The sequence below is a fragment of the Candidatus Poribacteria bacterium genome (assembly GCA_026706025.1).
Lineage (GTDB): Bacteria > Poribacteria > WGA-4E > WGA-4E > WGA-3G > WGA-3G.
The window spans coordinates 58,909-72,520 of the sequence record JAPOZO010000100.1; the positions used below are offsets into that span (position 1 = coordinate 58,909).

Consider the following 13,612-nt stretch of genomic DNA (forward strand, 5'->3'; position numbering starts at 1 on the left):
GGTTAGGAATGCAGATCGCATTTGGGCGTGTACGCCGCAAAACCGAACCTACCGGGCCTGGAGAAAATATAGAATTACCCAAATATTTTATTAATCTTCACACGAAAAAACCTTTCAGCGGTCAGAAAAGAAGTGTTTAGTGAATTCAACGCCTCTTTGCTGACAGTCGATAGCCGAAAGCCATTCTTGCTGACTGCCAACGGCTGATGGCTAACGGCTAATCGCTATTCATCTCTTGATTTTGCTTGTAAACGTGCCGCTGCGCCTGCATCTCCGATGTGCATCGTGTCGTACGCCTGTTCGGATGTCTTGAATGGACCGACACCTTTGTGCCCGTGCCAATCGCCTTGGTTCATAATTGGGTTCGGCAACCCTGTCTCCTGTTCTCGCTGGCGAATCCAACTTTTCATCCGTGTTTCAAGAACATTGACGATGTCGGGATGTTCATCAGCGAGGTTGTTGTTCTCATCAGGATCTTGGATAAGATTGTAGAGTTCAACGGGCGGTTTGAAATGGAAGTCGGGTTCAAGGGCGACGATGAGTTTCCATTCAGGTGTCCGCCAACCGTGCTTGCGCATCCAGGTGCATTCCGTGATATAGAACTCACTCTCGTAGGAAGTTATCTCACCACTGATTAAGGAAGTGAGGCTCTGTCCATCGAATGCTATATCGGTTTCGATGTCTGCTAATTCAAGGAGTGTCGGGACAAGGTCTTTGTGTTGGTTATAGCCTGAGACCCGTTTTCCAGCAGGCACGCGACCGGGGTAGCGGATAATAAGCGGTACATGCAAGGTGACATCGTAGAGTCCGTGGTGGTCGAACCAGCATTCATGGTCGTAGAGCGTTTCGCCGTGGTCGCCGTTGATAACGATGATGGTCTCGTCCATGACACCGCGTGTTTCAAGTGCATTGAAAAGCGTCTGGATACACGCATCCATGTAAGCGATTGCGCCGTCGTATTGCGCGATGACGTAATCCTTATCGGTGATTCCGGGTGGCATCCAAGTGGCGAAGTAGTCGCAAAACGGTTTAAACGCCATCACGGGTTCCATGGATTTATTGCTCGGATCGCATTCGTCGCCGTGATAGAAGGCGCGTTCATAAGGCGCGGGCGGTAGGTAAGGAGAGTGCGGGTCCATGTGGCGTAGGAACAGGAAGAACGGTTTCTCGTCGCTCTGGTCAATCAACCGATTCAGTTCTGGGAGGGTGGTTTTGTTGAGATTTTCTGCTTTCGGGCTGCGTCCAGAGTCATCTGGTCCCCAGCCAGAGAAGTCAAGATAAGTGTCAAACCCACGTGCGCTTGGTCCCCCAAATCCGACACAGGTGGTGTCGTAACCTGCTTCTCGTAGGATTTCTGCTAACGTTTTGACCTCTTCGCGGAGCGGGCCTTGATGGCGTAGCGCGACCACCTGCGTGCTGAACGTATCTAACCCCGTGAGCATAGAGGCGTAAGCACTCGTTGTCGGGATATGTGCGCTGTAGGTTTTTTCAAAGAGGGTGGCACCCTCTGCGAACCGATCGATGTGCGGTGTCGTGAGTCTGTGGTACCCGTAGCAACTCATGTGTGTTGCGAGGAGCGAGTCGATGCCCATCAGTACGATATTTGGCTGTTTCGCCATGTTTAGATTCTCCTTTTTTAGTAGTTATCAGTTAGAGTCGTTATCGGTCGTCAGTTGTCAGTTGTCAGTTAAGAGGTTTTTGGTAATCCGAAACTCTCTTTCTTAAAACTGAAAGGTTTTTTCATGCCTCGCAATGAGAGAAAAACCGAACTGAAAACTGTTAACTGAAAATTGACGACTATGTCTCCCAATCCTTGTGCCAGACGAGTGTATTTTGGGTATTATTGTCAAGCACATCACCGATTTCGAGCGAGCTAAAATAGGGTTCCGGCAAGATGTTTTTCTTTCCATTGAAGGTGCATCCGTCAGGCATAAAACCACACGTCATTGCTCGGCGATGGGAGAAAGTCATGTTCGCGCCTGCACCGTGTGCGCATAAGCCGTTGTGCCATACCATAGAGCCTGCAGGACAGGGAGCGGATTGGGGTTCAAATTCCTTCCATTCCGGGTACACATTAAACAACGCCCCTATGTTTTCACCGATGCCGACGTTATCAAAGCGTGCGGTTTTATGGGTGCCGGGTAGATACCACATACACCCGTTCGCGAGCGTAGCATCGTCTAATGCGACCCAGAACGAAACGGCATCCCGTGAGTCAAATGACCAGTAAGGGACATCGAGGTGCCATGCTGTCGGGTTCCCGGACGGCGGCTTAATGAGTGCTTGGTCGTGCCATATCCGCATCCCGTCAACACCGGCGAGTTGTGTTGCCATCTTTCCGATTTTTGGGTCGTGTACGAGTTTTCGCATGCCCGGATGTGAATCAGCCAAGCGGAGGCATTGCGTAAAGACCCGGGCATAGAAATTAGACGGATCCAATTGGTTCGTCATGTGTTCAACGGATGTGCCGAGACGTTCTTCGACAGATTCGTCGGTGCATCGCCGCCATTCTTTGAGTTCGTCGGCATCAAGGAAATTTTCAATGACAAGAAACCCGTTTTCCTGATAAAAATTGATTTGTTCTGTGGTGAGTTCGTGTTGCATTTTCCACTTGCTCCTTTAGTTTTTCTGACTGAGGGTTTGCACTTCCCCTTTACAAAATTGTATCATAGAAATGATATATAGACAAAAGAAAAATGGCGGACTGTTACCAGTTATCGGTTATCAGTTGTCAGAGGGAATAGTTTTCAGTTATCGGTTATCAGTTGTCAGTTTTAATAGTTATCAGTTATCAGTTATCAGTTGTCAGTTAAGAGAGTTCTTGTAGCAGTTGAGGTTACTGGTCAACCAACAGCAACCCTCTTTAACTGTTCTCACTGCGAAGCATAACAACTGTTCTCACTGCGAAGTATGATGACTGGTAATTATAAAATATGTTGAATTGTGATATGTGAATGTGATATACTGTTTTTAAAGGTTATATTATACTAAGCTTTGGACATTTTTCATCGGGGCAGGCAGCGGAGAAGAAATCCGCAGAAACACCCAAGCAAAACTCCGGAGGCAAGATACATAGCACTCCTACGGAGTGCGGGAGTTTGGATAGACCGAGTTCTATAGACATAACACTCCTACGGAGTGGGGATTTTTCTTCGGTTTCCTTGCGTCTGCGAAACTTTCGGAAAAATAGACACGTCTTTGAAACACAACGCCCACTAAACAAAGATTGTCCAAACTTTAGTATATTATAGTAGAGTCCGTAATTATTTGCACACATGGGAGCCGTAGGGGTTGGGTAACCTCGAAGAAACACCCAAGCAAAAACACCCCTACGAGCGACAAGTGTAAACTTATTTTCGGATTTTACTATAAAGAGTGTAGCGTATTATTTGTTAGCCGATATTGAGTTTACCCCATACTACTGAGGAAATCCCGTGAATTGCGAAATGAGCGAAACCCGCATGCGAATCCTGCAGCTGCTGAAAATGCGTGCTGGCATGACTGTCGGTCAACTCACAGATGCCTTGCATATCAGCCAGATGGGAGTCCGACAACACCTCGCTATACTTGAAGCGGAGGGATTGGTTGCACACTACCAAGAAAAGCAGGGACGAGGTCGTCCGCCTCACGTTTATCAATTAACCGATGAAGCCAACAGTCTCTTTCCGACGACTTATGCCAACTTTGCTGTTGGGTTGATGCATGAGGTGGCAAAATTTAACGGTCCCGGTTTCATCAACAAAGTCTTCCGTGGGCGTATGAAAGCGCAGTTGGAGGCGTACCAGTTACGGCTGGAAGGCAAAACGCTGTGTGAGCGCGTCAAGGAACTTGCGCGTATCCGTGATGAAGAGGGATACATGGCACGTTTCGATGAGAATGAGGACGACTATGTCTTGATTGAACATAACTGTCCTATCGTGGCAATTGCGGAAGAGTATCCACACGTGTGTGAGATTGAATTGGCACTTTTCCGGCAATCCTTAGGTGCGAAGGTTGTTCGCGAAGAATATCTGATGCAAGGAAGCCACAGATGTTGCTACCGGATCCCTAAACCCACTGAGTAGTCGCTGAGGTGTGATGAGGGCAGCCCACAATTTTCAAGGATAACCCAAGGAAAACGATAGAATGGCTCGTGAAACCGGGAGGCGCGGCTTTTTCAAGGAAGCCCTGAATCAACTCATGCAACCCGTCGCCGAATTTCTCGATGATGGGCTAAGTGAGCATGTGCCTGTTGAAGCGCCGAGTAGAAATCTCTTGCGGCCTCCTGGTGCATTGCCCGAATCGGAATTCTTGGAGAAATGCCATCGGTGTGGTAACTGCGTCAAAAACTGTCCGGCAAACGCTATTTTCCCATTAGAAGAGAGCGCACAGCCTGACCTTGTCAATACACCTTACATTGATCCTGATGAACAACCGTGCGTTATCTGCGATTCATTGGCATGTATGTACGTCTGCCCAAGTGGTGCGCTGCAGCCCGTTTATGCTGAAGACATTAAAATAGGATTGGCAGTTTTCAACGGTGAAACCTGTCTTCGTACGAAGGAAGTGGCTTGCACCTACTGCGTTGATACATGTCCTATTGGCGCGGATGCGATCCATCTCACGGTAGATGGTGTTGTAGAGGTGATCGAATCCGGATGCACAGGATGTGGGGTGTGTCAGTATGCGTGTCCGACTGCCCCGAAGTCAATAGTGATTGAACCCTATATCGCGGGAGAGATACTTGTGGATTAGGGTTTATCTGATTATATATCGCACCTTTTTGCAGGAAGTATGTCTGTACTTACACAAATTCTTATGCAGGGCGCAGTCGTCGGACAAAATTTGCGCGATATCAAACCGCCGTTGGAGGTGCCGCAAGCCCTATTGCTCTATTTCATTGGTGCCGCGGCGATACTCGGGTTCATAACCGTTTCGGCGTGGTTCTATCTCCGAAAACGTCCGCAGCCCTTACCGGTATCTGAAGATGAGGCGATAGATGTCCCGCTACCGCACGAGGTGGCTTATGAACAGTTAGCCGTCATTGAGGCCTCCGACTTGCTTAAGCGTGCGGACATGGAGACGTATCATACCCAAATTGCGTATGTGCTCCGCGAATACATCGGGGCCCGGTATCAAATTCCTGCGCTGGAATTAACAACGACTGCGCTGCTCCACGCGATGCTCGGTGTGGAGATAGGCGTTCAGTGTGTTGAACGCGTCCAAGAGTTGCTCGCCAGTTGTGATATGGTGAAATTTGCGACTTATCAGCCAGAGTTATCAGAGGCATCAGCTCGGATCGCTGATGCTCGCTGGATTGTTGACGAAACGAAGTTTTCTGATCCCTAACAAATATTTTGATAATTTAGCACGCGATGGTAAATTTTGTAGTTTTAAACCCCCTAAAGAATCAACGGTATGAAGCCCGTGTGGGCTTCCCCGGGTATGAATGCCTTATGGGCATTCCCCGCCCCTTATCAGGGGGACTTTAAGAGGAGATGCGTAAGTCCTACAATATCAGAGGACTTTACTTTAAGAGGAAATGCGCCTGCCTTAAGTATTTATCAAACTCACGTTAGCAAGTAAAAAAATAAAAGTGTTGACATAATTTAAAATAATATAGTAAGATGGTTTAACTTTATCTTAATTTTTCGCAGTCATTGGATCCACGGAAAACACATATTTAGACGAATTTTGTAGGTTTCCTATATATAACTACAAGCCATAGCAAGGAGGGAAAAATAGCGTGTCAGATGAACACAAAATACTCCTCACTATACCCATGTATCCTGATATGGAACTTGCTGCAGCGAAAACTGGCTCTGCCCTTGCTGAATTGAAGGACTTCAATGAGGAAGCGGTTGAAGAGATTCAACTTGCAATCATCGAAACCTGTATTAACGCTTCTGAACATAGTCAAAGTGATGATAAGGAAGTGCATATTCAGTTCTTAGTTACGGACGATCAGTTGCAGGTGAAAATCTCTGACCGAGGTGTTGGGATAACTGCGGATACATTAGACGGTACGCGCTTACTGGGTACGCCGACTTTACACGCCGATTTGCGTAAGCGCGGGAGAGGCTTACAGATTATTAGAGCACTAATGGATGAGGTGGTTATAGAAAGCACCCCTAACGGTACAACTGTTAGTTTCACGAAAAAGAAGACCCCTTCATAGGTTTTTGTGTCGTTTTCGTTATGCTGGCAACATAATTTTGAACCGGTAGCGGATAATCCGCGAGATTGTGTTCAAATGGGCTGCTCAAGGCACCTTTTTAATACTATGTGATCTTTCTTTTATTCGGGTGGTCGGCAAGTCCATGTTAGGTATTTAAGGAGGTAAACGGTTTGTTGAACAAATTCGATATTCAAGTTCGCGAGTCAAAAGAGCACGCGATAATTGAGACAGCTGGGTATTTGAATGATGCGCTCGGCGAAAAACTCTCTGAGAAAGCCCAAGAGCTCATTCAGAATGGTTACACACTGCTGGTCATCAACCTTGAACAAACAACACTCATTAACAGCATCGGTATATCCATACTTATTGAAATCATAGAGGCACTTGACGAGCGTGAAGGCACCTTGAATTTCTGTGGATTGTCCGCTACGCAAGAACGAACTTTTCGCATGATGGCAATTGCTAAATACGCTGGCATCTTTCCGGATGAAGAGTCTGCTATTGCGAATTTATAGGCTTTTTCTGAGAAACATGTTTTGATCGAGTTGTAGATTAAAATCTGTTTGCTTAGATTTTGTAGGGTATTTTTGGTAAACCGTGTGTGCGTATCATCTGTATATTTTTTTCTTAACAAATATAATAAAATTAGAAACCGATTGCTGGATTTAATACCATGAAAGACCCAAGTAAGCCTTTAGGAGACAGTTTGCAAACCCATAAATCCCAAAGCACGGCAGAACAGACGATGGAGCGGCTCATATTCAGTCTATCTGAGTTGGAAAATCTGGGGCAAACGGTAATCTCCGGGCACAGCAATTTCAATCATTCGAGTAAAACCTATCTCCGTATCACACTCGGGACTTTACAGATCCGACGTGGCGCGATACTGCGTTATCATTCAACGGGTCAGAATCTTGATGTTGTTGCGGCGACGCCTGACGAGACGTTCTCGCCAATTCTTGTTGAGCCAGACGAATTAGAGGCTTTACTGAAACATCCTTTCATAGAGAACACCGCGCCTCCTGATGTTCTTAGACCCTTTTTCGCTCGGAGTGCCAAGCTTTCCGAAACGATTGATATACGGCTTTGGATTCCGCTAAAAATTCAAGACGAATTTTTGGGAATGATAGGTCTGGGCAAATTTTTAGCAAGAGATGCGTTAGAGACTTGGGAGAAGGAGTTACTGACAACCCTGGCGCACCAAATTTCGATTGCTATTGCCTATTCGCAGATGGTGGAGGGCATCCAGAGCGAAAAGTTTCGGTTGTTCATGCTCGCTGAAAGCGCGCCGCAAATCTGTCAACTGCTACAACCTGAGGCGGCTGCGGAGCAGGTGGTTCAGCAAGCTGTCTCGCTGCTTGACGCTAACGCTGGCGCACTTATGCTTACGGATACCGAGCAACAGGCACTTGAAATGCACTATGCCTTTCCAGAGAACTTGCTTGAAAATAGCACGGTGCAGGATAACACGAATGGACTTGTTATTTCTTATGGTGAGGACACACCGCTATCGCAAGAGGTGACATCCGTGGAAGTGTTGAAATCTGTCGTAAAAGAAGGAATACCGGGGCATTGTCTACCTAAATTCGACACCCTTTTTGGCGGCAAAAATTTGATGGCTGTCCCTATTCCTGGGCGTGATGGTGATATTTTGGGGGTCCTTGTTGTTGGTGACAAGGAGGAACGCGGTGGTAGAATTACCTCCTTTACTGATGAAGATGTAATTCTCCTTGATTCCTTTGCGAAACAAGCGGGTGTCGCGATTGAGAATGCGCAGCTCCATCAGGAAGCACTTGAGGCGCGTCAGTTACAGGCAGAAATGGAGGAGGCGCGCAAAATCCAGGTGAACCTCATCCCTGAGACCCTGCCAGACATTCCGGGATATGAGGTTGCGGGACATTATGAGCCGCGCGGTCCCGTCGGTGGTGACTATTATGATTGTATCGCCTTACCTACCGGACATTGGGGACTCGCAATTGCCGATGTCTCTGGAAAGGGGATGCAAGCGGCACTGCTCATGGCAACGCTTCGCGCGGGGCTTATCTCGGAATTGTCGCGCGCAGAAAGCGTTGAACAAGGGACACCTAACCAGTCTTCCTTGTACGCCGAAATCGCCACTATGGCGATGATCTTGAACTCGCTCCTTTACGCCAGCGGTACAGAAGAGAAATATGCGACCTTCTTCTACAGCCATCTTAACCCGGAAACAGATATGCTTACGACGCTTAATGCGGGACATAATCCACCGCTACTCATCAGAAAGGATGGCACCTATAAGTGGTTGGGTGAGGATGTTGGTGGTATTCCGCTCGGAATGTTTCCGAACGATATGGTTTCAAGCATTGCCGAATATGAAGCGGAGCATGTCCAACTCGCCAGTGGTGATGTCATTGTGTATTATACAGACGGTGTCACAGAAACTGTCAACGTTGATGACGACTATTATGAAGAAGATCGGCTTGTAGAGGCATCAAAAGCATGCCAGGATGAAAATGCTGAGGGTATCCGCAAGTACCTTCACAACGCTGTCATGGAATTCCAGGGAGAAGCGGATCAGTTTGATGACTTGACGCTCCTTATTTTGAGAAAGGAATAGATAGTTATCAGTTGTCAGTACGATTTTTCTGCGAAAAATCTTTCAGTTGTCAGTTACAAGAGGCGTGGGATACTCCCAAAACCTCTTAACTGACAACTGATGACCGATAACTGACAACTATTAAAAACAGATGCAACAGAGTTCGACAGTCGGACGCGCCTTTTTAGATCCAACAATCCTTGCCCGAATCGGGAATCTTGAATTAATCGCGAAATTCGTTGTGGAAGGTTTTATCTCAGGGCTACACAAAAGCCCGTATCACGGGTTTAGTGTTGAATTCTCACAATACCGACAATATATGCCCGGAGACGATACCAAACATATAGATTGGAAAGCCTACGCCCGCACGGATAGGTACTATATTAAGCAGTTTGAGGAAGAGACGAATCTCAATTGCTACCTGCTTTTAGATACAAGCGAGTCTATGGCGCATCCGTCAGATGATGAGCAGACAAACGATGCAACCACAGACGGGAACGGTGCTGGGACACCAAGGCTAACGAAGTTGAGATATTCGAGTTTCCTCATTGCGTCCCTTGCCTATTTTATGGCGAAGCAGCGCGATGCGGTCGGTTTTGCTTATTTTGATGATGTGCTTCGCCAGTACCTCCCTGCGCGAAGTAGCACATCACACTTACACTCAATTTTGCTCACATTGGAGACGTTACAGACAACAAAGCATACAAGGATGGGAACGCCACTCCATCAAATTGCTGAACGTCTTACCAAACGCGGATTGGTACTCTTCATCTCAGATCTCTACGATGAAAATCATGAGGAGGTCATCGCTGGATTAGAACATCTCCGTTATGAAGGGCACGAAGTTATCGTCTTCCATGTGCTTGCAGAACAGGAACTTGAGTTTGCTAACTTTGAGACAGGACGGAGTTCGGAAGCACTTATCCGATTTATTGATTCAGAAAACGACGCTGAGATTATCACAACCCCGCAAGCGATTCAGGAGAGTTATCTGAGCAATTTCAACGACTTTCTTGATACCTATAGGCTCGCGCTACGACAAGCGGATATTGATTACAACATAATAACAACAGCAACCCCGATTGATCTCGCGCTTGCTTCTTATCTCGCTAAGCGGCAAGGTGTCCTCTAAGGGGATAGTTGTCAGTACGATTTTTTTTTAAAAAAATCTTTCAGTTATCAGTTGTCAGTTAAGAGGGTTTTGAACTATCATACATCTCTTTTACCTGATCCCCGAAGACTGGTTGGTAACTAAAGACGCTAAAAACGGAACAAAACTTAATAGTTAAAAATGTTTGGCTTGACTTTTTTAGCAACCTCTTTTGCAGTAGCGGGTGCGATAGGCGCATCCATCCCGCTCATTCTTCATCTACTGAATCGGGAACGTGCGCGGCGACTGATTTTCAGTACCGTCCGTTTCATCCAGATGTCGCATCAGACGAACGTGCGGCGGCACAGGTTGAAACGATTGCTGCTCCTGCTAATGCGTATTCTGATGTTGGCACTGCTCGGCTTAGCGTTTGCGCGCCCATTTTTCGCCGATGCCCCAGAGTTTGCGCAGAAAACAGGTGGGAAACGGAACGCTGTTATCATTCTGGATACCTCTTATAGTATGCAGTATGAAGGGGTTCTTGAGAATGCAAGAAAAGCGGCGGTCGAAATTCTGGACGGGCTTGATGCCTCCGATGCTGCCTGCCTCATACTTTCGTCCGACAATGCCCGTGTCGTTGCGCCACTCGGTTCAGAGTTTACGCATATTCGTACGGCTTTGAACAACGCAGAAACGACTAACGAGCATACGGATTACTTGGACGCGATGCAAACCGCGGATGAAATCCTCCAGTCTATTCCTATCGGTGAGAAACAGGTTTATCTTGTCGGAGATATGCAAAAGCGGGGGTGGGAGAATTTTATTGAGACGGACAAACTCAGTCCTGATGTCCAAATTAACTTTGTTGATGTGCGTGCTGAAGAACCGCAGAATTATGCTATCACCGAGATCAGCGTGCCACCTGTCATCCTGAAGGAACAGAAAGCGTCGCAGCTTGTCGCGCGGGTACGTAATTTCGGCGATGAGCCGGTTGAAAATCTGCAAGTGCGTCTCTTTATAGACGACAATGTGATTGATAGTGTCGAACTTGATATTGAACCAGATGATCTCGCGGACGCTGTTTTTAAGGTTGAGTTTCAAGACGAGGCGACACATACAGGTTGGGTTGAACTGCCAGAGGATGCACTTGGTGTTGACAACAAGCGATATTTTACTTTGCAAAGTCTACGGTCGATTAAAGTCCATGCTGTCCGTGAAAGGCTGCGAACGAGTGGTCGCTATCAAACTGTAGAGACTTTCTTCATGAAAAAGGCGTTGGTATCGGGGCGTGACGCTGTCCAAATTGATTTCGCCGAATCAGCCTCGGTCCCGAATGCCTCGACACTCGCAAGCGTAGATGTGCTGATCCTTGCGGATGTTGCAGAACTCTCTTCCGGTGAAGCGGAGCGTGTGAAGGCTTACGTCGCTGCTGGTGGGGGTCTGATTTTAACGGTTGGCAATAATATTGATGCCGATGCTTATAAACAACGTCTTGGCGGTGAGAATGGATTAATGCCGTGTGACTTTGTCCAAGCTGTCGGTGATGCCCTGGATCGCGAACAATTCCGTGTGCTTGCTACGGTGAAATATGAACATCCGATTTTCGTGCCGTTCAAGGAACCGAATCACGGGGATTTTGGCAAGGCTCGGTTTTACAGAATTTTTCAGGCGGTACCTACAAAGGATGCAACGGTTATTGCTGCTTATGATGATGGGAGTCCCGCGCTCTTTGAGAAACCTTATGGAAACTTGGGGCGTGTACTCTGTTTTACCTCGACAATAGACAGGGAATGGAACGATCTGCCGATTCGCGCTGTCTATCTGCCGTTTCTGCATGAGACTATTAAGTATCTCGCGCTTAAGGATGTGGACGCTGCACCGAATTATCGGGTTGGTGATAGCGTTGAACTGAAGATCTCGGAAGATGAAAATGGCGATGCTGCGCGGAACACGGAAATCGCTGTGTTTAATCCAAACAACGTTGAGACTCGTTTGCAACGCAATGAGAATCTTACTGAAATTTCCTCGCAGGGCAGTGTTTTTTATGCTGACACCGCAATACCGGGCATCTACTCAGTCCATACATCTGGGACAGCCCCGTACTACTTTATTGTCAATGTTGACACAACTGAGTCCGACCTTGCGGCACGTGATGTAGAGGAACTAACAAGTATGCTGAAAGGGGCTGCGGACGAATTGGTTGAGGAGAAACCGACTGCAGAACTCATAGCACAATTTGAGGCGGATGTTGAGAAGAACCAAAATGTATGGGTCTATCTCATGTTAGCTGTTTTTGCGTTGGCAGTAACAGAGATGTTCTTTGCCAATCGCGTTTAGCAATTAGCCATCAGCGATCAGCAGTCAGAAAAGAAGTGTTTTGTAACGCTTGCGTCTCTGCTGAAGGTTTCCGATGGCTGATAGCCATTCCCGATTTTGTGATTTTGCGTAAGTTTTAGAAACATTTTTCGTTTATAGTAAAACCTCTAATTAATTGGGCACTCTCAAACAGTCTGAATACCTATAACAGGCATTCAGACTGGAAACCCAAACTAACAGTTTATGCTACAAAGATGTCCACTTATTTATGGGCTTCACTATAAGAGTCGCTTGTGCCGTTGTTGCAAGCTTAGGAAAACGGACTGCTATCAACACCGTTGAAACGAATCAGAAACCCGATTTTTTGACCAACAACTCGACTCCGAAGATAATATAGAAAGGCACGAGTTGATGATCACAACGGAAAAATGGGCGAGGAAACCCAATAATTAAAAATATGAACTTTGAAGCAAGTGCACCGATTGAGGTGCCGAAAATCGTATCTGATGAGCAGACACAGTCTTTTGTGGAAAATGGGTATCTTGTTGTACCGAATCTGCTCACCCTCGATGAAATAGAGGAGCTGCGGCAGGACACCGTCACGCTCGCGAAGGGCGGGCATCCGTGCGACACTCTAAAACCGATCCCTGATGATGTTAGCGATGCTGAGGCGATCAGCCGTATTCTCTGCATTCATCAACCGCATTTTGTCAGTCCAATCATTGAGAAGTACGTCAAGCACCCGAAAATCTGCGGTATTTTGAGCCAGATAGCTGCTGCGCATCTCCCGTATTGGGATGGAAGTGTTAAGTGCATGCAGTCCATGCTTTTTGTGAAACCGCCAAATTTTCAGGGGCAGGCGTGGCATCAGGACGAAATCTACATTCCGACGCGTGATCGTTCCTTAATTGGTGCTTGGATCGCGATGGATGATGCGACAGTCGAAAACGGGTGTTTATGGGTTCTTCCGGGTTCACATCGTCAAGGCTATCTCTATCCGCAGCGGTCTCATGAAAATCCAGATGAGTTTGATTTTGCAGAGGAAAGTTACGGTTTTGATGACACCGATGAGGTGCCGGTTGAAGTTAGAACGGGGACATTAGTTTTCTTCAATGGGTATCTGCTCCATCGGTCGCGCAAGAACCGTGGGGATACGTTTCGCAGGGTTTTGGTGAGCCATTACTGTAACGCGTGGTCGTTGTTGCCTTGGTCCCTTCGGGAAGGTGAGCGTCCAGCGAGTGCGGACCGGCGCTGCATTGTTCCTGTCTCTGGTGTTGATCCTTATGCGTGGAAAGGCTATGATCCACCACCGAAAAGCGTCTCTTTACGGACATGCAAAGCCGTTCAGCAAATGGAGGCATCAGATGCGAGTTGACGGTTTTTTAGAACTCAGGCAAGCGTTGGAGACAATGTTTTCACAAATTGAGGCAGGAGAGGATATATTGGCGCAATTGGAGCGAATCAACGAGTTGCA

The 13,612-nt window shown here is 47.1% G+C and carries 11 protein-coding genes; 9 read left to right on the forward strand and 2 right to left on the reverse strand.

Annotated elements, in window-relative coordinates:
- Positions 1–224: 224 nt before the first annotated feature.
- Together OXH00_25655 and OXH00_25660 are read right to left on the reverse strand one after the other, a co-directional pair.
- Positions 225–1,619, reverse strand: coding sequence for a sulfatase (locus OXH00_25655; protein ID MCY3744415.1), 1,395 nt, complete (start codon positions 1,617–1,619; stop codon positions 225–227).
- 178 nt (positions 1,620–1,797) lie between these two features.
- On the reverse strand, positions 1,798–2,604 hold the full coding sequence (locus OXH00_25660) for a phytanoyl-CoA dioxygenase family protein (GenBank protein MCY3744416.1): 807 nt from the start codon (positions 2,602–2,604) through the stop codon (positions 1,798–1,800).
- An 830-nt stretch (positions 2,605–3,434) separates the two neighbouring features.
- Here OXH00_25660 and OXH00_25665 point away from each other — a divergent pair.
- From OXH00_25665 to OXH00_25705, 9 genes are all read left to right on the forward strand, one after another.
- Positions 3,435–4,064, forward strand: coding sequence for a transcriptional regulator (locus tag OXH00_25665; GenBank protein MCY3744417.1), 630 nt, complete (start codon positions 3,435–3,437; stop codon positions 4,062–4,064).
- Between the two features lie 61 nt (positions 4,065–4,125).
- A complete protein-coding gene (locus OXH00_25670) occupies positions 4,126–4,734 on the forward strand; it encodes a 4Fe-4S dicluster domain-containing protein (GenBank protein MCY3744418.1) in 609 nt (202 codons plus the stop codon).
- 39 nt (positions 4,735–4,773) lie between these two features.
- Positions 4,774–5,328: a hypothetical protein gene (locus OXH00_25675; protein ID MCY3744419.1), complete on the forward strand. Its 555-nt coding sequence runs from the start codon at positions 4,774–4,776 to the stop codon at positions 5,326–5,328.
- Positions 5,329–5,725: 397 nt separating this feature from the next.
- Entirely contained in the window at positions 5,726–6,157 is a 432-nt protein-coding gene (locus OXH00_25680; protein ID MCY3744420.1) for an ATP-binding protein, read from the forward strand.
- Between the two features lie 170 nt (positions 6,158–6,327).
- On the forward strand, positions 6,328–6,672 hold the full coding sequence (locus OXH00_25685) for an STAS domain-containing protein (protein ID MCY3744421.1): 345 nt from the start codon (positions 6,328–6,330) through the stop codon (positions 6,670–6,672).
- 191 nt (positions 6,673–6,863) lie between these two features.
- Positions 6,864–8,753, forward strand: a complete 1,890-nt coding sequence (locus OXH00_25690) for a SpoIIE family protein phosphatase (GenBank protein MCY3744422.1) — start codon at positions 6,864–6,866, stop codon at positions 8,751–8,753.
- 130 nt (positions 8,754–8,883) lie between these two features.
- Positions 8,884–9,864, forward strand: coding sequence for a DUF58 domain-containing protein (locus OXH00_25695; protein ID MCY3744423.1), 981 nt, complete (start codon positions 8,884–8,886; stop codon positions 9,862–9,864).
- A 159-nt stretch (positions 9,865–10,023) separates the two neighbouring features.
- Entirely contained in the window at positions 10,024–12,159 is a 2,136-nt protein-coding gene (locus OXH00_25700; protein MCY3744424.1) for a BatA domain-containing protein, read from the forward strand.
- Between the two features lie 436 nt (positions 12,160–12,595).
- Positions 12,596–13,513 (forward strand): phytanoyl-CoA dioxygenase family protein, encoded by a 918-nt coding sequence (locus OXH00_25705; protein MCY3744425.1) that lies wholly within the window; start codon positions 12,596–12,598, stop codon positions 13,511–13,513.
- The last annotated feature ends 99 nt before the right edge of the window (positions 13,514–13,612 follow it).

Coding starts and splice junctions, on each gene's coding strand:
- OXH00_25675 (MCY3744419.1), top strand. CDS start 4,774: ATGTCTGTACTTACACAAATTCTTATGCAGGGCGCAGTCGTCGGACAA.
- OXH00_25655 (MCY3744415.1), bottom strand. CDS start 1,619: ATGGCGAAACAGCCAAATATCGTACTGATGGGCATCGACTCGCTCCTC.
- OXH00_25670 (MCY3744418.1), top strand. CDS start 4,126: ATGGCTCGTGAAACCGGGAGGCGCGGCTTTTTCAAGGAAGCCCTGAAT.
- OXH00_25695 (MCY3744423.1), top strand. CDS start 8,884: ATGCAACAGAGTTCGACAGTCGGACGCGCCTTTTTAGATCCAACAATC.
- OXH00_25705 (MCY3744425.1), top strand. CDS start 12,596: ATGAACTTTGAAGCAAGTGCACCGATTGAGGTGCCGAAAATCGTATCT.
- OXH00_25700 (MCY3744424.1), top strand. CDS start 10,024: ATGTTTGGCTTGACTTTTTTAGCAACCTCTTTTGCAGTAGCGGGTGCG.
- OXH00_25660 (MCY3744416.1), bottom strand. CDS start 2,604: ATGCAACACGAACTCACCACAGAACAAATCAATTTTTATCAGGAAAAC.